The sequence below is a fragment of the Lacrimispora algidixylanolytica genome, assembly GCF_003609635.1.
Taxonomy (GTDB): domain Bacteria; phylum Bacillota; class Clostridia; order Lachnospirales; family Lachnospiraceae; genus Lacrimispora; species Lacrimispora algidixylanolytica.
Window position 1 is genome coordinate 105,959 of the sequence record NZ_MCIA01000023.1, and the last position, 23,878, is coordinate 129,836.

20 protein-coding genes are annotated in these 23,878 nt (G+C 40.3%); all 20 read right to left on the minus strand.

What is annotated here, in order from left to right:
* Window positions 1–30 precede the first annotated feature (30 nt).
* The 20 genes from BET01_RS13055 to cysD all read right to left on the minus strand — a co-directional run bounded on the left by BET01_RS13055 (window position 31) and on the right by cysD (window position 23,871).
* Window positions 31–1,047, minus strand: a complete 1,017-nt coding sequence (locus BET01_RS13055) for a LacI family DNA-binding transcriptional regulator (protein ID WP_120197254.1) — start codon at window positions 1,045–1,047, stop codon at window positions 31–33.
* Between the two features lie 92 nt (window positions 1,048–1,139).
* Complete coding sequence (locus BET01_RS13060) at window positions 1,140–2,744, minus strand: ABC transporter substrate-binding protein (protein ID WP_120197255.1); 1,605 nt, start codon at window positions 2,742–2,744, stop codon at window positions 1,140–1,142.
* A 48-nt stretch (window positions 2,745–2,792) separates the two neighbouring features.
* Entirely contained in the window at window positions 2,793–3,686 is an 894-nt protein-coding gene (locus BET01_RS13065) for a carbohydrate ABC transporter permease (protein ID WP_120197256.1), read from the minus strand.
* A gap of 12 nt (window positions 3,687–3,698) precedes the next feature.
* A complete protein-coding gene (locus BET01_RS13070; protein ID WP_120197388.1) occupies window positions 3,699–4,610 on the minus strand; it encodes an ABC transporter permease in 912 nt (303 codons plus the stop codon).
* Window positions 4,611–4,666: 56 nt separating this feature from the next.
* Complete coding sequence (locus tag BET01_RS13075) at window positions 4,667–5,992, minus strand: glycoside hydrolase family 53 protein (protein ID WP_158585050.1); 1,326 nt, start codon at window positions 5,990–5,992, stop codon at window positions 4,667–4,669.
* A gap of 487 nt (window positions 5,993–6,479) precedes the next feature.
* Window positions 6,480–7,772, minus strand: a complete 1,293-nt coding sequence (locus tag BET01_RS13080; RefSeq protein ID WP_120197258.1) for an O-antigen polymerase — start codon at window positions 7,770–7,772, stop codon at window positions 6,480–6,482.
* Between the two features lie 95 nt (window positions 7,773–7,867).
* Complete coding sequence (gene ptsP / locus BET01_RS13085) at window positions 7,868–9,583, minus strand: phosphoenolpyruvate--protein phosphotransferase (protein ID WP_120197259.1); 1,716 nt, start codon at window positions 9,581–9,583, stop codon at window positions 7,868–7,870.
* A 34-nt stretch (window positions 9,584–9,617) separates the two neighbouring features.
* Window positions 9,618–9,881 (minus strand): HPr family phosphocarrier protein, encoded by a 264-nt coding sequence (locus BET01_RS13090; RefSeq protein WP_120197260.1) that lies wholly within the window; start codon window positions 9,879–9,881, stop codon window positions 9,618–9,620.
* Window positions 9,882–9,936: 55 nt separating this feature from the next.
* Entirely contained in the window at window positions 9,937–11,238 is a 1,302-nt protein-coding gene (locus BET01_RS13095; protein WP_120197261.1) for a CdaR family protein, read from the minus strand.
* Complete coding sequence (cdaA, locus tag BET01_RS13100; RefSeq protein ID WP_120197262.1) at window positions 11,216–12,088, minus strand: diadenylate cyclase CdaA; 873 nt, start codon at window positions 12,086–12,088, stop codon at window positions 11,216–11,218. The genes BET01_RS13095 and cdaA overlap by 23 nt, the downstream gene beginning before the upstream one ends.
* A gap of 27 nt (window positions 12,089–12,115) precedes the next feature.
* Window positions 12,116–13,063 carry an ABC transporter permease gene (locus BET01_RS13105; RefSeq protein WP_120197263.1) on the minus strand — a complete coding sequence of 316 codons (948 nt, stop codon included), beginning with the start codon at window positions 13,061–13,063 and terminating at the stop codon, window positions 12,116–12,118.
* Window positions 13,060–13,488, minus strand: a complete 429-nt coding sequence (locus BET01_RS13110) for a hypothetical protein (RefSeq protein ID WP_120197264.1) — start codon at window positions 13,486–13,488, stop codon at window positions 13,060–13,062. The genes BET01_RS13105 and BET01_RS13110 overlap by 4 nt, the downstream gene beginning before the upstream one ends.
* Before the next feature lie 165 nt (window positions 13,489–13,653).
* The gene (locus BET01_RS13115) at window positions 13,654–14,865 is read right to left on the minus strand and encodes an ABC transporter permease (RefSeq protein ID WP_120197265.1); all 1,212 of its coding nucleotides are present in this window, start codon (window positions 14,863–14,865) and stop codon (window positions 13,654–13,656) included.
* A 14-nt stretch (window positions 14,866–14,879) separates the two neighbouring features.
* A complete protein-coding gene (locus BET01_RS13120; RefSeq protein WP_120197266.1) occupies window positions 14,880–16,088 on the minus strand; it encodes an ABC transporter permease in 1,209 nt (402 codons plus the stop codon).
* Entirely contained in the window at window positions 16,078–16,872 is a 795-nt protein-coding gene (locus BET01_RS13125; protein ID WP_120197267.1) for an ABC transporter ATP-binding protein, read from the minus strand. The genes BET01_RS13120 and BET01_RS13125 overlap by 11 nt, the downstream gene beginning before the upstream one ends.
* Window positions 16,873–16,886: 14 nt before the next feature.
* Window positions 16,887–18,275, minus strand: a complete 1,389-nt coding sequence (locus BET01_RS13130) for an efflux RND transporter periplasmic adaptor subunit (protein WP_207667616.1) — start codon at window positions 18,273–18,275, stop codon at window positions 16,887–16,889.
* Between the two features lie 173 nt (window positions 18,276–18,448).
* On the minus strand, window positions 18,449–20,455 hold the full coding sequence (locus BET01_RS13135; RefSeq protein WP_120197269.1) for a methyl-accepting chemotaxis protein: 2,007 nt from the start codon (window positions 20,453–20,455) through the stop codon (window positions 18,449–18,451).
* 180 nt (window positions 20,456–20,635) lie between these two features.
* Complete coding sequence (locus tag BET01_RS13140) at window positions 20,636–21,169, minus strand: CDP-alcohol phosphatidyltransferase family protein (protein WP_120197389.1); 534 nt, start codon at window positions 21,167–21,169, stop codon at window positions 20,636–20,638.
* A 107-nt stretch (window positions 21,170–21,276) separates the two neighbouring features.
* Window positions 21,277–22,968 (minus strand): sulfate adenylyltransferase subunit 1, encoded by a 1,692-nt coding sequence (locus BET01_RS13145; RefSeq protein ID WP_120197270.1) that lies wholly within the window; start codon window positions 22,966–22,968, stop codon window positions 21,277–21,279.
* Window positions 22,969–23,871 carry a sulfate adenylyltransferase subunit CysD gene (gene cysD / locus BET01_RS13150; protein WP_120197271.1) on the minus strand — a complete coding sequence of 301 codons (903 nt, stop codon included), beginning with the start codon at window positions 23,869–23,871 and terminating at the stop codon, window positions 22,969–22,971.
* Window positions 23,872–23,878 lie beyond the last annotated feature (7 nt).

Genomic DNA, 23,878 nt, shown 5'->3' on the forward strand with positions numbered 1-23,878 from the left:
TATCTCCACACTTTTCAAATATTCTAATAGCTACATTGTAGAATCTTTAATCAACACATTATAACCGAGAATTATTTTATTATAGTCTGCTTTTCCGTTTATGGCGTCTAATAGTTTTTTAGAAGCAACTCCACCAATTTCTTTGATGTCAAATTCCAGACAGGTGACTGGCGGATAAGAGTTTGCTAACAACCTGCCGCCATAGCAGGACACAACTTTTATATCCTGAGGAATCTTTACCCGATTTTTATTCAGTGCATTTAACACACTCATACAAATATTATCATCAAGGCAAAGAAGGCATTCCACATCTTTTTTCAAAAGTTCTGCCACGTCTTTTTCTACAATGGAGGGATAAACGGCTCCCGTATAAAGAAGATCTTCCTCCATAGGAACACCCGCTTCCCGAAATGCAGCCCGTATTCCTTTTAAACGGCTCTGTGTTACAATATGTCCTGCATCACCGCAAACACAAGCAATTTTCTTTATATTCATTCGAAAAAGCACTGATGTTAAATCCTTACAGCCTCCTTCCTGGTCGAAATCCACCTGAATCACTTGTTTATCCGGCCAGCTTCCAATTACAACAAAAGGAACCTTTTGTTTTTCCAGGTAACGGATCGCCATGTCACCTTCCATGGTTCTCGTAAATACCGCTCCATCTATTTTCTGCTGTTCAACCAAAGATTTTAACTCTTGAATATTGGTTGTAGTAGTCTTAACCAACAGTACCCCGTAATTCCTCGCGGAGAAGCAATCATATACACTTAGCAAAATCTCCTGAAAATAAGGTAATTGCGCATGACCTTCCTCCCCAGGCAAAAGCACACAGATATTTTTTGATTTCTTCTCTGTTTTTTCTATTATATTAGGTACATACTGGTTCTCCTTTATAAATTGAAATACCTTATCTTTTGTCTCCGAACCAATTCGACCGTTTCCTGAAATAGCTCGTGATACGGTGGTTGGAGACAGGTCTAATTTTTTTGCAATTTCTTGTAATGTAATTTTCTCGTATTCATTCTCTTTCCCATGGCGGAACTTCATAATTACCTCCTGGTCCCTCTAGCTCTAATTATTTATACCATTATACCTATTTTCAAACTCAGAAGAAAGAGAATTATCAGCCTGCCGCCGTTTTATTTTAATCCTGTACGGGACAAGTAAGCTTCATATTGTTTTTTTAACTCTTCGGTCACTTTATCAACTCCTGCACCACTTAACTTCTTTTGAAAATTAGCAAACTCTTTTTCTGTATTGTCACCATAAATACCAAGCGCAAAACTTTGTTTATACTCATCAATAATTGACTTAACTACCGTATATTCTGTTTCTACATTCTTAGGATCAAATGTAAAACCTGCAACCTCCGGATGATACTCATGATCCACTAATATCTTAGAGATCGCAACCTGTCTTTCATCCAATCCTTTTTCATCCGGCTCATCTTCGCGATTCAATGCCCATGCCCAGTTATTCCAGCTATAGTTTTTCCCTCCATCTAACGTAACACGAGTTCCTTCCTCTGATAATTCATAATGAGTTCCTTTCACTCCTCCAAGCAACAAACGATTCAAATTCACATCACTCTTCATATAATCTAATGCAAGTGCAGCTCTTTGCTGATTTTTCGATTTTGATGTGATTGCAATTGCATCAGTCGCATAGCTTGCACGACACCTAAGTGCATCTGGTGTCAAATCATACACCGCATAGGTTCCTATGTTTGCTGACTCTAAGTTTTTCCCCGCCTGGAACACACTTGTATTCCATACAAAAGAACCAGAAGTTCCGTTTTCATAATAAGCCTGTGAATCTGTTGTATCATTGATTGCATCTGCTGACCAAAAACCCTTTGCAGCAAATTCTGACATCTTCTTGCAATATTCCAAATTCAAATCAGAGCCATAGAAATAAAAGATATCGGCCGGATCTGGTGCATCTTCTTTTCCTTTGTTATAATACATCCAGTCATATCCTTCCGCAACATTTTGAATCCCCTTTGTCTGTAAGAAAGTAGTAAGTAATTGCTCTCGATTTGCATTGGTATTTAATGGTACTACACCTGTTTCTCCTTTTAGTCCTGCTAATTCCTCCAGATATTTTTGGTAGTTATTAAAACTATCGGGTACGGTTAATTTATATTTATCAATCAGATCCTGGCGTACTGCAGTCATGTTATATGCAGTAAAGGCTGCTTTTGCTTTTGGTACCGCGTAGATTTTTCCATCAATAGAAATCTGATTCCAGCTTTCTTTGGGCTGCTGTTCATGCGTGTATGGCATATTTTGTTTTAAGAATTCATCTGTCAATTCCACAAATGCTCCCTTGGCAGCCTCTTCATTATAATAGCACCATGCCGCAGTGTAAATGAGATCAACCGGTTCTCCACCCGAAAGCAAAAGAAGATACTTAGTCGTATAATCACTCCAATTTAAGAATTTAATTTCAACCGTTGTATTCAAATTAGGTTCAAAATAATCTGCGTTGGCCTGATCAGCAATTATTTGCATATCTTTTGGTTCATCCCCTAACACATACATAACGATATTTTCTCTTTTTGATAAATCATATCCTTTCCCTGCATACGGACTATCGCTTGCGATTTCAGTAGAACCTGTGCTACTTGCACCTTCTTTTAATGAATTTGCTGCTTCCTTGCCTGATCCTCCACACCCTACCAGAGTAAAAGCAGTTACACCCGCCAACGTAAGAGACAGTAGTTGTTTCAATGTCTTTTTCATTCTAATTTCCCCCTTAGAATCTTTCTTTTTTATAAGCTTGAACCTTACTCACCCCTTAACCGCTCCAATTGTAAGACCCTTTACAAAGTACTTCTGTAAAAACGGATAAAGCAATACGATTGGTCCAGTTGCTATTACCGTCATTGCAAGCTTCAATCCTTCTGAAGGAAGCTGCCCAACCTGCATTCCAGTTTGTGCCGCAACACGTTTTAAAGCATTGGTACTGTTTAAAATATTCTGTAATGTATACTGTAAATTCCAGTTATCACTGGTACTCATAAACAGCATACAATTATACCAGTCATTCCAATAAGCTAACGCAACAAACAGAGCCAGTGTTGCAATTAATGGTTTTGCCATTGGTAATATCACTTTATAAAAGATATAAAAATCTCCTGCTCCGTCAATTTTAGCAGCTTCTGTCATCTCAAACGGAATCCCTTTCATAAAACTTTTTGCAATAATCATGTTCCAGACTGAAAACAATCCCGGAATAATTAATGAATAAATATGGTTACTAAAATTAAAATATTTTGTACAAAGCAAATACCAAGGAACAAGACCACCGCTAAACAATGTCGTAAAGAAGAAGAAAAACGAGACTCCATTTCTCCAGGGAAAATCAGGTCTTGACAATACATACCCTGTCATAGCAGTAAAAAAGAGAGACAATGTGGTTCCCACTATCGTCACAAATATAGTCACGCCATAAGCACTTATTATACTTTCCGGGCTTTTCAAAGCCATTTTATAGGCTTCCAGTGAAAACTCTCTTGCTGTAACAAAAAATTGATATCCTTCCGTAACAATAATTTTTTCCTTTGTTATGGATCCAACAATAATCAAATAAAAAGGGATTACACAGGCAAGGGCAAAAATCCCGACCAATATGTATGCCATAAGATTAAATGTAATAACATCTTTTCCTTTTTTAACCTTCATCTTTTCTGCCCCCTAAAACAATGTGTAGTCTGGCTCAAACCATTTCACAAGATAATTAGCTGTACAAATCGTGACAAAACACAATACCGACTGATACAGTCCTGCAGCCGTAGACATCCCGATATTTGGCGTTGTTATCAAAGATCTGTAAACGTACGTGTCAATCACATCCGAGGACTGAAGGAGTAACTGATTGGATCCTACTAACTGATAAAACATTCCAAAGTCACCTCGGAAAATATTACCAATTGCCAAGAGTGTCATAATAAATATGGTGGGTTTTAAACTTGGTATTGTAATATAGCGTATTCTCTGCCATACCGATGCACCATCAATTTTTGACGCCTCTGACATCTCTTGACTGATACCAGCAATGGCTGCCAAATAAACAACCGTTCCGTATCCCGTTTGCTTCCACAATCTAACAAATATCATTACAAGCGGCCACTGGGATACTTGTTGATAAATGCTAAATCCCTTTATTCCAACTGCTCCTAATATGGAATTTAAGACTCCATTCTCCCCAAAGATATTTAACATTATCGTTGATACAACTACCCATGAGATGAAGTAAGGAAGGAAAATAAATCCTTGAGCTACCTTTTTAAATACCTTACCAGTGATTTCGCTTAAAATAATCGCAAACCCTACTTCAAAGATGATTCCAAAGAAAATAAAAGCCATATTATAAAGCAGAGTATTTCTGGTAAGCTCCCAGATCTTTCCAGTCACAAATAAATAATGAAAATTATCAAACCCCACCCAGGGGCTTTTTAAAAAGCCGTCATAATAATTATAATTTTTAAATGCGACAACAACACCAGCCATTGGAATATAGCTAAAAATAACAACAAATATAATTGACGGCACCAACATCAGTAAAAGTGTTCTATTTTTTTTAATATTTATTTTTAAGCGGTTCATGAATCCATCCTTTCTCTTCCGATACTCCAGGTTTTGAATCATTACACCTATTAAAATTAATGGGAGGCTGCATCCTTTATCTTACAAAACACCTGCAAAGAATCCAATGCCTTTCCCTTGGAATCAAACATGGCCATGTTGTCCCAAGAACTTCCTTTATCCTCTGTCGCATATTCGATCACTTTATCGTGGAACAGCAATTCATAATTACCAGATACCTTAGATGCAAAACCAGTTCCATACCGTCCACTTTTTTTAACATCTGCACCAATCCACGCAGGTTCCCAATAAAACCCACCCAAACCATATCCTTGTGTTCCTTCCTGCATATTCACAGATGCAACCGCCATAAAGACTGCTTCAATTGCTTTCTTTTGACCAGCCACACTTACATCATAGCCGGAATATGACATGTCTTTTAAAGAACTGACATTGTTCCCTGTCGCGTCAGCATTAGCAAAGGTATACGGATAAGCGGTTTCTGCTACCATCACTTTCTTGTTATAAGTCTTAGCAACACTTTTTAGGGAAGCGGCCAATTCATCGGGACTACCGTGCCAAAACGGATAGGCAGATACTGCAAATACATCATAATTAATTCTTTGCAAAGCTGCTTGCTCGGCATACCAGGAAGCGGTTGTATTGGGATCAGTAAAATGAAGTGCTTTCAAAATAGCTTTATTTCCAGATAAGCCATATTGCTTGTTAATCGCATCAACAGCCCCGCATCCTTTTTGCATCGCTGCCCCAACTCCAGTGGTAAGATTCCATGTGCCATCATAAAGCCCTCCCATCCCGGCCATCGTTCCCATTGTTTCGTTACCGATCTGTACCATTCCTACGTCCACTCCCGCCGACAGAAGTTTAGAAAGTGAATTATAGGTAAAATCATAAACTGCATTTGCCTTTTGCCCTGGAGTATAATCCTTCCATGCTTTTGGGGCATATTGCTTTGCGGGATCTGCCCAGAAGTCGGAATACTGAAAATCTACAAGCAATCTCATCCCATGTGCCTTCGCACGCTGTCCGATTTTAATCGCTTTTGAAATATCACTATTCCCTCCTCCATAGCCCAATTTGCTTTGAGTATCATAGGGATCATTCCATACACGAACTCGTATATAGTTCACTCCTCCATCTTTTAGAATATCAAACATATCTCCTTGATTACCATTTGCATAGTAAAATTTCTGCCCCATCTCCTCAAAGGCTACGATACTAGATATATCAACTCCCCGGATAAAACCTTCTGTAATTCCCGTTTGTTTTTGTGCCGCTTCTACCTCACAGTTTGCTTGGAAAGCCATTGCCGCACTTGCAATCAAACTAAATGCCAATGTCACACTCGTAGTAACCCATTTCCACTTTCTTTTTTCCCCCATTGCTCTACCTCTCCATTTCATATTTGCGCAATTTAATAATATTGCATAGTTTTATTGCACTATATTTATATTTTATGACAATTTTACCCAATTGTAAATAGCTACGCTATACAAATATCACAGCATTTTCTCATTTACTTTTCTATCAATCCAAAAATGCGCAATCATTAAGATTAATTGCGCATTTTTCAATATTTCTATGGTTTCTTTATAAAATCATTATTGAATCAGAGAGAAGTCTAAATGAAGTTGATAATAGAACAAAGAGTCTGGTTTGCCAGACTTTAACGCTACCACAATAGTGGCATTTTTCCTTAAGCGTATCACGTACAGCCCGCCCGTTAGAGCTTTTTATTTAATTGGATGCAATTTCTTATACATAAAAAAATACACTTTGATTTGGCTCTAAAAGCCGTTTCAAAGCGTATCTTTCTTGCCTATTTTTATTCAAGCTGCTTTCAGGAATCCCTTGTAGCACCTTCTCTATTTACCCATGTCTCCCATCATTCCTCCACGAACAGAATAGATACAACATACCAGTAAACCCTAAGTAAAACCAGGTGGCTGGATTGCTAAACCAAGTGGTAAAAAAGGACAGGATCATATATATGGCAAACTGAGCGTAAAACAGGTAGCCAATGGGGTTACGGACTCTTTTTGCCATGCGCATAAGGAAAAATGCTATAATTCCAAGAATGCAGCCAAGAAGAAGCACTCCAACGATTCCAAAGTCATAAAAGGAATCATAAAAAAGCGTAACCGTGGTCAGCTCTTCCTTTGTTACGTAGATTGGAAAATCCACAAGAGCCGGGACAAGGAACTTAAGTCCTGTAAGTGCCCATAAGGGAAACAGCATGCGAAGCCCAAAGGTATGGGAAGGAAGCCACTCCACCATACAGTTAAAATTATCATAATTGTTTGCAATATACATATATGGCTGAGTAATAAAGATTGGCATGCCACTATTCTTCATCTGGAAGATTCCGTTTAAATAAGATACATCATGACCTCTTGCAATGGTCAGCACCACATAAATCGGAATAATACCCAGAGTCAGGCCCACTGCGTAAGCGATCTTCAGTCTGTGTTCCATGGCAATATAGGTAAGAACGGCCAAACCGATTGATAAGATAAGCTGAAATCTGGATACGCACAATACAGGGATTGCACAAGCAATGATATCCATAAGCACCACCAGTACGAGTCTGATTCCATTTCTTCCCTGCTCTATACTAAAATAAATCACAGATAAGGCTGGAGCGAGAACACATAACACGGTAAAATAATGAATGCCTGTAATGTGAAAAGTGGAATAGGCATGAGGTACTCCCTTTACAAAAAACGGAATAAATCCAAGCAACATTGCCTCAGCAATAAATGCTGTGAGGGATAAAACAGTGACTAAAACCAAAGAAAAAAACAACGGTTTTTCATAACCTTTAAAGCTAAACCAGCTGGGACGATGGCCACCTATCTCTCCCTGCATTCGGGCGAAAAACTCAAACGAAACCCAAAATCCCAAAAAGGCGAGTAAAAAGCAGAGCCAGGTGATAATATTCCAATCGCTAGATAGCTCTGAAAGCTTTAAGCAAGCGATCCCCTGCCCACCTACCCAAAATAGGGAAAACAGTCCTCTCAGATGAACGATATTTTCTGTTCTCCGATAATCATAATAATACAGAAAAAGAGCGGCCAGCACTAAAACCAGGCCTGACAACCAATAAAATCCTGCCCTTGCAAACAAATAAGATGCTGCATAACTGATCAGATATACACTCATTACTTAATCCCCTTTGGTAAAAAATGACATTGCTCTACTTCTATGAAAAAGGCAGCCAACGCCCTGGCGATAGCTGCCCTTCCACTATAAATCTATTAAGAATGGCTAATAAAATCCTTCATAAAATCTTCTATTTCCTTTACGGTAGTAAAGGACATGGCTTGATCAGCCATTGCTTGTAACTCCTTCGTGCTATAGCTGGTAATTAACTTTCTCGCATTTAAGATAGCAGAAGCGCTCATACTGAATTCATTTAAGCCAAATGCAAGAAGCAGAGGAATCATTGACGGATCACTTGCCGCCTCTCCGCACATTCCAACCATAATACCTTCTTTTCGGCCACATTCAATCACATGACGAATGCTCCTTAATACGGCTGGATTTAATGGGGAATAGAGATAGGAAACCTTATCGTTGCCCCTGTCTACTGACATGGTATACTGGGTAAGATCGTTGGTGCCTATGCTAAAGAAATCTACCTCTTTCGCAAACGCGTCTGCCATCAAAGAGGCAGCAGCAGTTTCCACCATGATACCAATCTCAATATCCTTCTTATAAGCAATTCCCTTCTCATCTAGTTCCTTCTTCATCTCTTCCACAAGAGCCTTAGCTTCCCTGATCTCTTCCAGACAGGTAACCATTGGCACCATGATACGGATATTACCAAATGCACTTGCTCTTAAAAGAGCACGAAGCTGAGGTTTATAGACATCATCCTTACGGTCCAGACAAAAACGAATTGCCCGGTAGCCTAAGAATGGGTTTTCATCCTTACTAAGACCCATATATGGAATCTCTTTATCTCCACCAATATCCAGAGTACGGATAATAACTGGTTTCCCATTTAATGTAGAAGCAACTTTTTTGTAAGCTTCAAACTGTTCTTCTTCTGTTGGCATGGAAGCACGGTCCATAAATAAAAATTCGGTACGGAATAAGCCAACGCCTTCTCCATCATACTGAAGCACCTTTTCAACATCTTCTGGTTTTCCAATATTAGCAACCAGCTCCACGGTCACGCCGTCTTTTGTAATGGTTGGCTTTCCAATGTATTGCTCCAGTTCTTTCTTCTCTTTTAAGAAGATTTCCCTTTTGGCAGCATATTCTGCTTTAACGGATTCTTCTGGATTTATAAATACGGTTCCATCGGAACCATCTATTACGAGATCTTCTCCCTCAGTTACCTTATCTATAAAGCCCACCAGTGCAACAACAGCAGGAATTTCCAAAGCTCTTGCAAGAATGGCGCTATGAGAGGTCTTACCTCCCAGTTCTGTTACAATACCAGTGACATTAGCCGGGTTAATTCCAGCCGTCATAGAAGGTGTTAAATCCTTTGCAACAATTATGCTTCCCATTGGAAGGGATGCAATATCTACAGAGCTGACACCCAGAAGAATCTTCTGAATGCGAGTTTTGATATCGCGCATATCTGTCGCTCTCTGCTGCATAAGCTCGTCTCCCATGGAGGCAAACATATCAGCATATGTGTTACACACAGCCTCAACCGCATATTCACTTACAACATTCTCCCCAGATATTGTAGTCTCAATCTCTCCTACCAGCATAGGGTCGGAAAGAAGTAGAATATGCCCGTTTAAAATTTCAGCTTCCTTTTCTCCAACTCTTGTGGCAAGGTCCTTTGCCAGAGTCTCGGTTTGTTCCACCGCTAGTTTAAGTGCTGACTGAAAACGGACTTTCTCCGCCTCAACATCCTCCACTAGGTTTTTGCTGATAATAAGTTCTGTCTCTTCTACGATAACGGCTTTCCCAATGCCGATTCCCGCAGATGCGCTTGTTCCTTTCAACATTACATTTCCTCCTTATTAATGAGTGTAAATTTATCTATTCGCCAAGTCCATCCTCAACAGCCTTGACCATGGCAACCAGAGCTTCCTCTTCGTCTTCCCCCTCGCAGACAAAGGTTATCTCATCGCCGCTTTTTACGCAGGCACCCAATACACTAAGCACGCTTTTTGCATTGGCAGTCGTATTCTTAAAACGAAAACTGACTACTGAGTTAAAGTTCATGGCTTCCCTACAAAGAATTCCCGCTGGTCTTAAGTGCAGACCGGTAGGATTCTTGATAGCAATTTTAGCACTGACCATACTGAATTCCCTCCCTTCATTTATCACACTGTTTCTGACATAAGAAACAGTCTATCTATTGCGGCCCGGCCGCTTCTGTCGTTGATGCTGTAGAGCTTTCAACCGCAGTATTTGCCGGTTCCTTATGAGCAAGCACTACTATAAATGGTGTATAACCAACCACTTCTAACCCGCCCGGAATCTCTAATTTTAAAATACCCTGATTTTGTCCGGGGTGGAAATTTGTTACATCTAGAATGGCACCTAATTTCTTCACATCTAAAGAATCAAGGTCTTCTTTCAAACCTCTGACTGTGACATCTGAGGTTTCCTTGTCAAACGTATAGTTAGAATCAGCATCCATACCCTTTTTATCAAGGGTATCTAGATCCAGGCTAAATACTTTCGTAACCAGCGGTTCCACTTTCAACTTAACTTTAACGTTTTTATATTCATTTCCAACCACGGTAGTATTCGGTGGTAGATATTGACTCAAATCCAGCTCTACGACTTTATCTGCCGTAGCACCGTCAATGTTTAGCTTATCAGAGGTGATAGAAAGTGCGGACAAAGATGCTAGAACTGATTTCGTTCCCACAACCGGCACGCTTTTTACACTACTTTCAAGACCTGTGTAACGATATCCACCTGCAACCGCTCCGGATACTTCAAAATTTACAGCAATGTTCTTAGCCTTTAAGATTGATATATGACACTCTATCTCATGAGGATTTACTGTCACTTTGTTTCCCAGATCCAGCTTATTGCCATTCGCATCATATAAAATAGGAGTAACCTTTACATCCATGTCTGCATTGGCATTATTCACATCCACTTCCACTCCAATTCGACTAATCTGCCCGATTAAGGTGGAACGCCCCTCTACCGTAACGAAACTAGGCGTAGGATTAATAATCCCTAAAGCATACCCTTCTTCTGGAGTGCCTTTCGTATTAACTTGTAAATCGAACTGCTTACGTTGCAACGCCTCTGTGACAATTCTAATCACCATAGGCTTTGCCGTAATTGCGTCACTTTTCACAAGATTTTCTTTATCTTTATTAATTTCCACTGTAATCGGAACCGCTCCGGTTACATTATAATCTTTTAAATCAGCATATGCATGAAAATCTGAGGCCTTTACAAGTGATCGATCTCTTGTTCTTACCTGATAACTGACTGTTACCACATCTTTGCCTTCTATCTCGTACGCTAAGTTTCTGGCTGCCAGAACTTCTGTATTACGAATTTCTACTGTGACCGATTGGGAGTCATCAATAATAGGATTCGAGATATTGACAATCGCCATCCACACGGCAAAGGCAAGTACCAGGGATGCGACTTTCAAACCAAGATTATTTAGTAGCTTTTCCTTCATTCTTCCGCCTTCCCTTCAATATCCTAAATCTGCTTCCTTCCTCCTCAGACTGCTTTACACCGACTAATACGGAACGCAGCCCATCAGCATCAGTTATCCGCTTTAATCCTCCCTCAAGAGCTACTGTCACACGCCCAGTTTCTTCTGAGACTATGATTGTAATGCTGTCACTTACCTCACTAACACCGATTGCCGCCCTGTGCCTTGTTCCAAGATCCTTACTTATGGTCATGTTATCAGACAAAGGAAGGTAACAAGTCGCTGCTGCTACCCGGTTTCCCCGAATTACTACTGCTCCATCATGAAGGGGAGTATTATGCTCAAAGATATTAATAAGAAGCTGGCTGCTTACAATTGCACCTACCTCAATCCCTGTCCGTTCGATCTCCTTTAAGGAATCGCTACGTTCAATTACCATAAGGGCACCTGTCTTTACCTTAGCCATCTCAAAAGTTGCTTTTACAACTTCATTGATAGTCTTTTCCGTAAAAGCAGAGTTATCTTTACCATCATCAAAGGTTAAGATGCCGGTAAATGGATTCTTGCTTCCTAACTGTTCCAGAGCTTTCCGAAGCTCTGGCTGAAAGATTACGATTGCCATGGTGACGGCAGGCGTTGCTATTTTATTTAGTATCCAAAAAATATTATCCAAACGGAACACATAGGCAAAGACATAGAAAAGAAGAATTACTACAATTCCTTTCAGCAGTGTCCATGCTCTCGTATTCATAATCCAGGTTAAGACTTCATACAGCAGCACAGCTATAATCACAATCTCAACTAGATTTGTCTTTGAAATCCTGGGAATAAATGAAACCCAGGAGTACATCCCTTCTAAAAAATTTGCCATTCAAACCACCTCCCTTTTATTCCTTCGCTACCTTTGCGGTCTTTGGAGTTTTGTGGCATTTATTTTCTGAACTTTTACATCTGGCGTGCTGACTGTCAGCTTTGGTACGGCCTTGACGTAATAATAATAATCATCATCTTCAAATTGTACGTATTCCGTACGGGAATAATCCACAGCAAATACAAAAAAAGTATAAATTGCCGAAATCAGAATGGAAACAAGCATTCCTAGCAATAGGCCCAGAACAGATACTGTCACATTAAGAGCAATGTCTCCTATGAATATGACACTAAGCTGAGTAATCGTTCCTGCAATGATTGCAATCAACCAGGAATAATCTACGGATAGGTTCCGTACGATCACTACCACTAAAAGGGCCAAGGCAAAAGCACCAACCATAAGAAGCATCTGCTTATTGGCAAGAAGACTGTTCATGATCTGCATAAACTTCTGAACCTCATTCACAGACATATCATTGGTTAATACACCTGCATTCTGTTTCACATACAAAAGCGTATAATAGATAAACACACCACAACTCACAGGAATCACTGAAACAATGCTACCTGAAAGCCCTACAATGAGGGGAATGGCATAAGGAATCTTTAACAGGAAAAACAAAGGAGTTAAAACCAAAAGATAGCTATCTCCCGGCTGGAATCCATAATAAAGAAGTCCTACTACAACGATGAAAATTGCCATTACCAGGGTGATTTCTAGGGAAATCCCTGACAGGTGAATCAACATAAAACCGGATGCCAGGAACGATATCGCTCCATATGGCAAAAAAGAGCACACCAAAGCCAGAACCAATGGTACAAAAGGCTCTGTTAGTTTTGATGAAAAGCCAATATTACCGTTCATCAGAAAAAATGCCATGCAACTGAAAATGAATTTAATCAAAGGATTTACGTATATATCAAATCTGGCATAAAATCCTTTCAGCCGCTCTTTTAAAACAAGAAGGCCCATCATGATGTTCGCCCTCCTTTAGTTCTTTTTAGAGGTCTGGTATTTCCCTCGTATCGCTTGTCCAGTCTTTTTAGTTTCGATAGGTATACTTTCCCTCCGCGGATGGCATATTCATACCGTTTCCTGTAGATAAGAAAGCTAATACTTAAATAAACCAAAAGACCAATGCCATAGAAAATACCAATCCTAATACCGGCGCCAGTCAGCCGTGTCACATCCATGGTGCTGAGCCACCGTTCCATATAATACAGTCCCCATAAAAAAAGACACAAGACAAAGCTTAGAGTGTAATTGAAAAAGGACTGAAACAATTTACTTCCTATATAATCACCTTTGAAATACCGGTTTACAGGAAATATCCTCTTTCCTTCATGCTTCTCAAACATGGCAAGACTGGTCATTAATTTTATTTTCTCTTCACTTAGCATATGGTTTCCTCACTATACCATAAGATATCAATTTATTATAGCATAGAACTTTTGACAATGCGAGCCAAATAAGGAATTTTTATTATTTTATAACGAATTCTGTGTTTCCATTCATTGGTCGTTTATTTTGGATAAAAACAAGCGCAGCGAGACCGCTGCGCCGTTTTATTCATACCTTAATGCGTCGATAGGATCTGCACTTGCGGCCTTGGAAGCCGGATATATTCCAAAGAAGACTCCGACAAACGCAGAAAAACTTACTGCGGTCAGTATCACCGATGGTTTTACCACAACATGCATTCCAAGAATGGCACCGCCCAGATATACAAGACCTGCACCTACTGCGATTCCAAGGATTCCTCCAAATGCAGAAAGTATGGCAGATTCTGTTAAGAACTGGATTAGTACATCCTGTGTTTTCGCTCCAAGTGCTTTACGGATGCCAATTTCCCTTGTTCTTTCTGTAACGGAAACCAGCATAATATTCATGATGCCAATTCCTCCTACCAGAAGGGAGATGGCGGCGATACCTCCTACCGCAGCGGACAATCCACCCATTACCGAATCTACGCTTTTCATCTCATCTTCCGTGGAACTAAAAGTTATATCTTCCTTTTCCCGGTTCTTTGTCCTTGCTATATAGGATGTGAATTTGTCGGAAAAAGTCGTCATATTCGTGCCTTCCTTGGCATAGAAACGGATATTGAACAAATTGTCATCAGGCCATACAAGCAATGAATATGGAATATAACCAGATCTCGTATCGTTACTTTCCTGCATCATCTTCTCAATGGGAGTCAGATCCAAACGGTAAACTCCAACCACATTATAGTAACTGGTTACGTTATTTATAGTAGTTCGAAAGGTCTTACCTATTGCATTTTCTGTTCCGAACAGATCCTTGGCCCCACTGGCCTCTAAAACAACATTGTTCTTTCTGGCTTTTATATCGGCTTCACTGATGTTTCGACCATAAATAATATTAATTTTCTTTACATCAGGATAATTGGAATCGATTCCTTCAAATTTATATTTTATTTTATTTCGTCCCTTGATAGCCTCTCCTGCAACATTTGCCTCGCTATCCATATAGACGATCTCATCTTTGAAAGCCTCTTTGATTCGTTCCATTTCATCAAGTTTAAAGTAATCCCCACTTCTCATATCACCCCCATCTTTTGGCCATACATAAACATAGGCCAGATTGGTACCGACGTTCTTATAAAGATCAGATACCATAAAGCGCATGGTATCTCCGATTGAAACAATAGAAATTACTGCACCGATACCAATAATAATACCCAGCATCGTCAACAAGGACCGCATCTTGTTGGCCTTAATTGCATGAATGGCCATTGACATATTTTCTAACAACATGATGCTTCCTCCTTCTACTCAAATCGTAGTGCTTCAATGGGATCTGCATTGGCGGCTTTAGACGCTGGATAGAGTCCGAAGAAAATTCCCACAAGTGCGGAAAATCCTACGGCAAGAACTATAACAGCAGGATTAACCACCACAGTCATTTTAAGAAGAGTTCCTCCAATTTTTACTAAGGATATTCCTAAGATCACTCCAATGATTCCACCGCATGCAGACATGAGGGCTGATTCCGTGAGAAACTGAATCATGATATCCTTTGTCCTCGCCCCCAAGGCTTTTCGTATTCCAATTTCCCTGGTACGTTCCGTAACAGATACCATCATAATATTCATGATGCCAATTCCGCCTACCAATAGGGAAATAGCGGCAATACCACCAACGGCAGCTGACATGGTTCCTAACTGCGCATCCATGGTTCCCATCTGGTCCACCGCAGACATTGCCATAATTTCAGATTCCGGCCTGCCTTTCAGCTTCGCTACATACTGTTTCAGATCCACCGTAAGCTGCCTCATGTTTGTTCCATTACGGGAATAGAGATTAACTGCCTGAAAGGTATCGTTGGATCTGGTCAAAACGGTATCCGGAATAAAACCGGACTGGCTCTGCCCGTTCCCCAGCATCATGGCGACCATTGGGGACATATCTTTGTGATAAACCCCAACCACTTTATATTCCTGAGTAATTTTGTTTAATGTCATACGAAAGGTTCTTCCAACACTATCAGCAGTTCCAAAGAGTTTGATTGCTCCCTTGTCTTCTAAAACAACGTGATTGGCAGCTCCTTTTACATCAGATTCATTTAGAAATCTTCCATAGACAATATCCAATGGTTGCACATCAGTGTAATTGTAATCCACTCCCTGAAACTGATAAGAGACCTTTCTGCGGCCATTCACTGCCTCAACTTTATTTGAGGCGTTGCTATCAATATACTCAATCCGGTCACTGAAAATATCCTTAATCCGATCCATCTCAGCCCTTGTAAACTGATCTGACATACGAAAATCATCTACTTCCCAAGAAACCATAACCGCAGCCCTGTTTAAACCTACATCTTTGAAGGCATCTGTAAACAGATTTCTCATACTATCACCAACGGCTGCAATTGCAATTACTGCTCCAATTCCGATGATGATACCAAGCATGGTAAGAAAGGATCTCATTTTATTGGCCCGTATGGCGTGGAATGCCATACTCATATTTTCAATCAGCATGGCTTCCCTCTTTCTGCATTGTCACAGCCTCCTCTTCGGTCTGGATTTGAGGCTTGTTTTTTGTATCACTAACCAATTTTCCATCCCGAAACCGGATAATACGCTCCGTAAATGCTGCAATATCTTCCTCATGAGTTACCACAACCACGGTAGCCCCTTCCTTATGAAGTTGGGAAAACAATTCCATAATCTCAACAGAAGAAGCCGTATCTAAGTTTCCAGTAGGCTCATCTGCAAGAATCAAAGGTGGCTGGTTAGCCAAGGCTCTTGCAATCGCCACTCTTTGCCTCTGACCTCCAGAAAGTTCATTGGGCATATGTTCATAACGAGTTCCAAGTCCAACCCTCTCAAGAAGTTCCTTGGCTCTTTGTTCTCTTGCCTTTTGATTGACATGAGCATACGTCATTGGAAGCTCCACATTTTTTAAAGCGGAGGTACGGGATATCAAGTTAAACGACTGAAAAACGAATCCGATCTTACGGTTTCTAACGGTAGATAATTCGTCGGGTTCAAGGTTAGCAGTATCAATGCCATCCAGATAATAATGACCCATGGTAGGTCGGTCCAAACAGCCCAAGACATTCATCAGCGTGGACTTTCCAGAACCGGACTGTCCCATGATAGCTACGAATTCTCCCCGTTTAATGGTTAAGTTTACTCTATGTAGCCCTAACACTTTAATGGTTCCAGTATCATAAACCTTTACCATATCCACAAGCTTTATCAGATCCTCTCCCATATATTCTGTTTCATGTACGGGTTGGCTCTTTTTCTTTTTCCACATGCTGCCTCCCTCCTTTACTGACCGGACGGAGCTACTATCACCGTCATGCCGTCCTCTAACAGTTCGGCTGGAGTATCAATCACCTGCAGCCCTTCCTTAAGGGCACCTTCTTCTACCGGAATGATCTCAGTCTGAATATCACTTTCTACTCCGCTCTTTATCGGTATCATTTTTACAATATTTTGATCTACGGTTGCTATTACCATGGTTCCGTCAGTTTTCTGTATTACAGAAGCAAATGGAACTACCCATACGTTTTCAGCTTTATTTAGCTCTATCTTTGCCTTTGCAGTAATTCCAGCTATCAGGCGGCTATCCTGGTCAAGAATACGGATGGTGGTAGGAATCACTCGTTCCGTAGAACCATTGCCCTTTTCTTCTCCCGTTGGAGAAATCGAGCCTATCTCACCTTTTACTGTCTCAGCGCCTAATATATCAGCTGTGATCTCTACCGGCTGTCCTACGGACACCTTACCAATAGAATACTCACTAACATTGATTTTCATTTCTAAAACATCCAGATTGTTAATGATAAACATCGGCTTATCATCGTCTGTTTTATCTGCAAATCGGCCTACCTTACAATTAACCCGGACCACGGTTCCTGCAATGGGACTGATAACCTTTGTATTGTTTAAAGATTCTTTTTTCTGTTCCACTTCAAATGCTGCTTTCTCAATTTGAAGGGTATAAGATTCATTGGCTACTGGTTTGCCGTTTTTTAAGGTAAAGTTGCTTAGCTGGCGTTTGGCATCATTCATGGTATTGGATGCAGTCTCCATCTCTACCTGAGACGAGCTTCCTGCCTGATAGAGAGTCAGAGTTCTGTCATAATTGATTTTAGCGGTATCGTAATCCTGTTTTGCCTTGGCATAGCCATTTTCCGCTTCTCTCTGCTGATCCTGATATGTACTAACTGCCAGATCGTAGGCATTCTGTGCGATGTCCAGCTCTTTTTTTGCATCCTTATCATCGAGAACTGCTAGTACCTGGTCTTTCTCTACTTTTTCCCCTTCCTTTGCTGGAAGATCCAGAATTTCAGCATGAAGATTGGATACAACTTCTACGCTGTCTGTTCCCTGCACAGGACCACTAATCGATAATTCCTCTACTACTTCTCCCTTTGCCAAAGGAAAGGTATGAACTACCATTGCCTGTTTTTTTCCTCCTAAGATAGAAAACAGCAGGAACAGACCAAAAAATGCTCCCACACCGATGGTAATGATTTTGCGTTTCTTGCTCCACTTTTTTCTTATTTTTTTCTTTTTGTTGTTGCCTCCGCTCTCCTCCTTCATAAGATTTTCCAGTTCCTGTTCAAAGACTTCATCTGGCATTGGCTCCTTTAAGGATTCTATTTCCAGAGTATCATTATTTTCTTTGCCCTTTCGCTTAAAAATGTTCATTCCTTCTTCCCTCCTGTTATATTCCATTCCCTTTGCTTCATTATAGCGGTTTTAGAGAAGTTTTTTAAGTATAAATTTCTTATAATTTTCTAAATTTTTATACTTTTCATGTTATAACAAAAAAAACCGCCTTGCTTCCAGGTTAAACCTGGGAACAAAACAGCTTTTTTCTCTTATATTTTAAATTTGTTAGCCAGTTCTCGTAACAACCCAGCCTGTGCAGATAGTTCTTCGCTGGCAGCTGAACTTTCTTGAGCCGTTGCAGAGTTTGACTGAACTACAGAGTTTACCTGCTCCAATCCCATCAGTGCTTGACTTAGAGATTCTGCCTGTTCTCCAGAAGCATGAGATACTTCCTTAATTCTATCTACCGTATCACTAATGCCTAAAAGCACTTCGTCTAGGATTCGGCTGGTTTCTTTGGCCATCTTTGTCCCATTATCTACCGATTGTATGGAGCTGTCGATTAAATGCGCTGTGTTTTTCGCGGCCTGGGCTGATTTGTTTGCCAGATTTCTCACCTCATCTGCAACCACTGCAAACCCTTTTCCAGCTTCCCCTGCCCGTGCTGCTTCAACCGCTGCATTTAATGCTAATATATTGGTTTGAAATGCGATATCTTCAATGGTCTTTATAATTTTCCCGATTTCAGAAGATTTATGATTGATATCATCAATGGCGCTCAGAAGTTTTTGCATCTGTAAGTTGCTTTGACCAGCCGCTTCTCCCACTTGAATGGCCCGTGCCTCTGCCTGTATGGAGTTTTCAGCTGTCTTTGTAATATTTTCTGATATTTTTTCCATGGCTAAAGAAAGTTCATCCATTACACCGGCCTGCTCCATGGTTCCCTGCGCCAGAGCCTGAGAGCCATTGGCAACCTCTCCTGAACCGTTAGATACCTGTTGTGAAACTTCGGCGATCTCTCCAATCGTCTTTTTAAGTACTTCAGACGTTTGTATCAGAGAATCCTTTACCGAAACAAATTCACCGTCATAGCTATGAGTTAAATTCAAGATGAAATTTCCTCTGCCAAATTCATCAAGGGTGTGTGAGATTTCATCAATGTATTCAATATACATTACTAACCTGCCTGTCAGATTTTTCAAAGATTCTGCAAGCTGTCCTACCTCGTCTTTGCTGGTCACGGATATTTCTACTGCCAAATCGCCTGCAGCCAACTGATCCGTTACTTTCGTAAGCTTTTTCAATGGTTTTGCAATGCTCTTGGCCACAATATACATGGTAACTATCAAAATAATTCCGATGACAACAAATAACGCTGTCATGCTGATACCTGCGGCAGCAGCCACACGTGTAAAATCATCCTGATCCACAGTAATGATTGCCTTCCAGTCCGCACTGTCTATGGCTCGTGTTATTCCGCAAACCGTCTTGTTCTTATCTTTATATGTAATTACATTTTTCCCTGGATTTTCATAGTCAGCTACCATCTTAGGAGCCAGTCCGATCTCTTTGATATCCTTTAAGACCTCATTGGAATCAGGACTTACTAGTATTTTACCTGATGTGCTGATAAGACGTATTTTCCCACTGTCATGGGAGAGCTTAAATCCTTGAATTTGCTGAGTAAGGCTAGTTAGCTTCACATCAAGAGCTGCAACTCCTAACACCTCACTTCCTGAGGTGTCATAAACTGGGGCTGAAAAAGTAATTACCTGCTCTCCAGTATCCAGATCTACATAAGGCTCTGTAATAATATATCCCTTTTTTAACTGGTCATCTGTTTGAAAGACATAATCCCTTTGGTTTAAATCAAAATCAGAATCTGCGACCCAGTCTCCACCATCAAAAGCGATATTGGTATCTGCATCTGCATAATAAGCAGATAAAATTTCATCATCAGATCCCATGGTCTTTTTTAACATCCCGTAGGTCGATGGCCAGTACTGAGAGCTTTTAAGATCATCTTTGGAACTGGTGGTCATTAAAAGATTCATTCCGCTGTAATCCTTTGCCATCTGCTGGGCAATAGAAATATATCTTCTAAAATAGCTATCTGCTTCCACCGTCATTCGCTCTGCAGAAAGCGATGCGATATTGCTCTCATTGGAAATAACAGTTTTCCTGGTAAAGGAGATCATAAGAATTCCAGTACACACCATGAAGAAGACGATGACCCCTCCAATAATCAATAGAATCTTTGTCTCAATTTTTTTCATACGACTTTCCTTTCTGGAAAAAATAACATATTTTAACGTTTAGTATTATGTCATCTAAAAAAGAAAAAGTCAACTTAGTTATAGACAATATTTTCCATCAAACTACAAATAGCGACAATTTGTCAATCTTGTCCTAATTTTCTTAAAAGTTTGGTTTATTTTCCAATTTTTTTATACGAACTATAGATGGAAAATCGAAATAATATCTTGATTTAGTTTAGAAGATAAAATCTGTATCAGTAATTCTTCTATTGCAGAAATAGTTGCAATCAAACATAGCATAACTGCCACCCTCTGAATTCCTATGGTTTGAAATAACAGTGGGAAACTAAAAAGGAAAAAGCCTGTTGCCTTATTTGAATACGTATGAAGAAATACAAAAGAATGGTACTTCATAAAAGAAACAATGCCGGAAGCAAACCGAATTGCTGCAATCATAGCAATCCATAAAATAATTGGGAGTTTTAGATCAAGGTATGGGATCATGATATAAAATACTATCACTAGCATGAAGAAATCCCCCACACTGTCTAGGGCGGCTCCAAACGAACTGGAAACTCCCCATTTTCTAGCCAGATAACCGTCAGACATATCACTTAACCCACAGATTAAATAGATGATTAAAAACCAGAAAGAAAAAGGCTGAGTAAAAAGGAGCAGGAAGGATAATATGATTCTCATTGCAGATAAGATATTAGGAATATTTTTCATCATAGCCACCTCTTATCCTCCTGCTTACAGGAGGAACTAATACGTTTCATTTCTATCATTATACTGACCAATAACAGAAATAGAAAGTAAAAGTTCCTCCTAGCTTATTCTTATATCATCCAATAATTATCATTGCAGACAATGCTTCGATAGGTTTCAAATCTGGACCATTTATTTACAAATGCTCCCCTGTTGTCCTTATCAAGATGGTTGCATTCTTTCAAAAAAAGATCAAGATCTGTCTTTGATTTTACATCAAGAGCAAATCCTCGTTCATCTAGAAGCGGTAGACCGGAATATTCATATTCACCAAGGCTTATGATGTCTTTAATAGAAGCATTGCGAATGAGAACTGCTGCCGAATGCTCCACATCAATGATATCAAAATAGTCTGGATAGCAGAAGCTGTCACCCTTTACCGGGATATTGTCACCTACATGGTAGGTTTTATCCTCTGACTTTGATTTGGATAAAAATGCATGCTCCAGATTAAAATACAATTCTTCAAATATATAGCCATCCGCCCGAATGGAACCATTAACAAAATAAGGCTTCTTATTTTGGTCCTCCACATACTCTACAACACCACAAGCAGAGGTCATGTGGCTTAGACGATCAATGAGGATCAGCTCTCCTAGCGTCTTGCGATTTTGAAACAGATCTGCCACAACGTGTTCGGAACATTCTATTTCGCAGAAAAGGATTTCATTCTTCTCTCCTTTATCAGCCCTTAGATGTTCCCCGGTATTTACATCTACTTTGTATTCAATTCTTTTAATTATAGCAGGAAGCCGCTTTGTTCCCAGCTTTATTAAATAGTCCTTGGCAACACTTAGGGGTTCATCGTCCATCCAGAGTAAGGAAGCCTTTATGCTCTTTCCAGTTGGAAGTGATTGACTATCGGTAAGAACACATCCCCTGCTTACATCCACCTCCCGGTCCAACTGTATGGTAACTGCCTGCCCGGAAAATGCCTCTTTTACATCCTGATCTCCAACAAGAATCCGCTCTACCTTGGCGCTTTCGCTGCCTGGAAGAGAATATAACGTTTGACCGGTTATTACCTTTCCCGATTCGATTTGTCCCTGAAAACCTCTAAATTCATGACTCGGGCGGCAAACTCTCTGAACCGGCATATAAAAGTCGTCTCGATCCTCGTTTTCGTCTATATCCACAGTCTCTAAATATGACATCAGGGTATCCTCTTGATACCATTCCATGTGGCCTGATCTTTTTGTTACATTATCACCCTCTGTAGCACTGACTGGAATGATTTTAATATTCTTTAAATCAAGCTCTTTCGCTAAGGTTAAAATCTCTTTTGTTATCTCATTAAAACTTTCTTCCTTATAATCCACCAGATCCATCTTATTTACCGCAAAGACAAAATGATGAATTCCCATAAGAGAACAGATTCTAGAATGCCGTCTCGTCTGCACCAGCACTCCTTGCCTGGCATCCACTAAAATTACTGCCAGACTGGCAAAGGAGGCTCCCACTGCCATATTTCTTGTATACTCTTCATGTCCCGGTGTATCAGCAACAATGAAGCTTCTGCGTTCTGTGGTAAAGTAGCGGTAGGCAACGTCAATGGTGATTCCCTGCTCCCGCTCTGCCATCAAGCCGTCTAACAACAGGGAATAATCGATTTCTCCGCCTCTGGAGCCAACTTTGCTGTCGAGAATCAGTGCCTTTTCCTGGTCTGCATACAATAGCTTGGAATCATATAAGATATGTCCGATCAACGTTGACTTCCCATCATCTACGCTGCCGCATGTAATAAATTTCAACAATCCATTCATTTAGAAATACCCTTCTCTCTTCCTTTTTTCCATACTTGCCGCGCCACCGTCTTTGTCAATAATACGACTGGTTCTTTCTGACTCTACGGAGCTTAGTGTCTCTTCAATAATCTCATCTAAGGTAGAAGCCTGAGATAAAACACCTCCGGAGAGAGGATAGCAACCGAGCGTCCGGAAACGGACTTCTTTTATCTGAGGAACTTCTCCCGGATTAAACCGCAGGCGTTCATCATCCACCATAATGATATTCCCATCCCGCTCCACCACTGGTCTTTTGGCTGCAAAATAAAGGGGTACGATTGGAATGCTTTCTTGTTTTATGTATTGCCAGATATCCGTCTCTGTCCAGTTGGAGATTGGAAATACCCGGATACTTTCTCCCATGTTGATTTCAGTATTGTATAGTTTCCACATCTCCGGCCTTTGATTTTTAGGGTCCCATGCATGGGATGCATTTCGGAAGGAAAAGATTCTTTCCTTGGCACGGCTTTTTTCTTCGTCTCGTCTTCCCCCACCAAATGCGGCTGTAAATCCGTACTGATTAAGGGCTTGTTTTAACGCTTGTGTTTTCATGATATCCGTATAAGAGGAGCCGTGGTCAAAGGGATTGATTCCTTTTTTCACTCCGTCTTCATTGATGTATTCGATCATTTCAATTCCAAGGTCTTTCGCCGTCTGATCCCGAAACTCAATCATCTCCCTAAACTTCCAAGTCGTATTTACATGAAGAAATGGAAAAGGGGGCTTCTCCGGATAAAATGCTTTCATGGCAAGGTGAAGCATGACCGAACTGTCCTTGCCGATGGAATAAAGCATAACCGGCTTCTCGCATTCTGCTGCAACCTCCCGTATGATATAGATGGCCTCTGCCTCCAACTCATCTAGATGTGATAATCTGCTCATAGTTATC

Bases quoted from the DNA above. Each gene is read 5' to 3' on its own strand.
- BET01_RS13055 (WP_120197254.1), bottom strand. From the start codon at position 1,047: ATGAAGTTCCGCCATGGGAAAGAGAATGAATACGAGAAAATTACATTA.
- BET01_RS13060 (WP_120197255.1), bottom strand. From the start codon at position 2,744: ATGAAAAAGACATTGAAACAACTACTGTCTCTTACGTTGGCGGGTGTA.
- BET01_RS13065 (WP_120197256.1), bottom strand. From the start codon at position 3,686: ATGAAGGTTAAAAAAGGAAAAGATGTTATTACATTTAATCTTATGGCA.
- BET01_RS13070 (WP_120197388.1), bottom strand. From the start codon at position 4,610: ATGAACCGCTTAAAAATAAATATTAAAAAAAATAGAACACTTTTACTG.
- BET01_RS13075 (WP_158585050.1), bottom strand. From the start codon at position 5,992: ATGGGGGAAAAAAGAAAGTGGAAATGGGTTACTACGAGTGTGACATTG.
- BET01_RS13080 (WP_120197258.1), bottom strand. From the start codon at position 7,772: ATGAGTGTATATCTGATCAGTTATGCAGCATCTTATTTGTTTGCAAGG.
- ptsP (WP_120197259.1), bottom strand. From the start codon at position 9,583: ATGTTGAAAGGAACAAGCGCATCTGCGGGAATCGGCATTGGGAAAGCC.
- BET01_RS13090 (WP_120197260.1), bottom strand. From the start codon at position 9,881: ATGGTCAGTGCTAAAATTGCTATCAAGAATCCTACCGGTCTGCACTTA.
- BET01_RS13095 (WP_120197261.1), bottom strand. From the start codon at position 11,238: ATGAAGGAAAAGCTACTAAATAATCTTGGTTTGAAAGTCGCATCCCTG.
- cdaA (WP_120197262.1), bottom strand. From the start codon at position 12,088: ATGGCAAATTTTTTAGAAGGGATGTACTCCTGGGTTTCATTTATTCCC.
- BET01_RS13105 (WP_120197263.1), bottom strand. From the start codon at position 13,063: ATGATGGGCCTTCTTGTTTTAAAAGAGCGGCTGAAAGGATTTTATGCC.
- BET01_RS13110 (WP_120197264.1), bottom strand. From the start codon at position 13,488: ATGCTAAGTGAAGAGAAAATAAAATTAATGACCAGTCTTGCCATGTTT.
- BET01_RS13115 (WP_120197265.1), bottom strand. From the start codon at position 14,865: ATGTTGTTAGAAAATATGTCAATGGCCATTCATGCAATTAAGGCCAAC.
- BET01_RS13120 (WP_120197266.1), bottom strand. From the start codon at position 16,088: ATGCTGATTGAAAATATGAGTATGGCATTCCACGCCATACGGGCCAAT.
- BET01_RS13125 (WP_120197267.1), bottom strand. From the start codon at position 16,872: ATGTGGAAAAAGAAAAAGAGCCAACCCGTACATGAAACAGAATATATG.
- BET01_RS13130 (WP_207667616.1), bottom strand. From the start codon at position 18,275: ATGAACATTTTTAAGCGAAAGGGCAAAGAAAATAATGATACTCTGGAA.
- BET01_RS13135 (WP_120197269.1), bottom strand. From the start codon at position 20,455: ATGAAAAAAATTGAGACAAAGATTCTATTGATTATTGGAGGGGTCATC.
- BET01_RS13140 (WP_120197389.1), bottom strand. From the start codon at position 21,169: ATGATGAAAAATATTCCTAATATCTTATCTGCAATGAGAATCATATTA.
- BET01_RS13145 (WP_120197270.1), bottom strand. From the start codon at position 22,968: ATGAATGGATTGTTGAAATTTATTACATGCGGCAGCGTAGATGATGGG.
- cysD (WP_120197271.1), bottom strand. From the start codon at position 23,871: ATGAGCAGATTATCACATCTAGATGAGTTGGAGGCAGAGGCCATCTAT.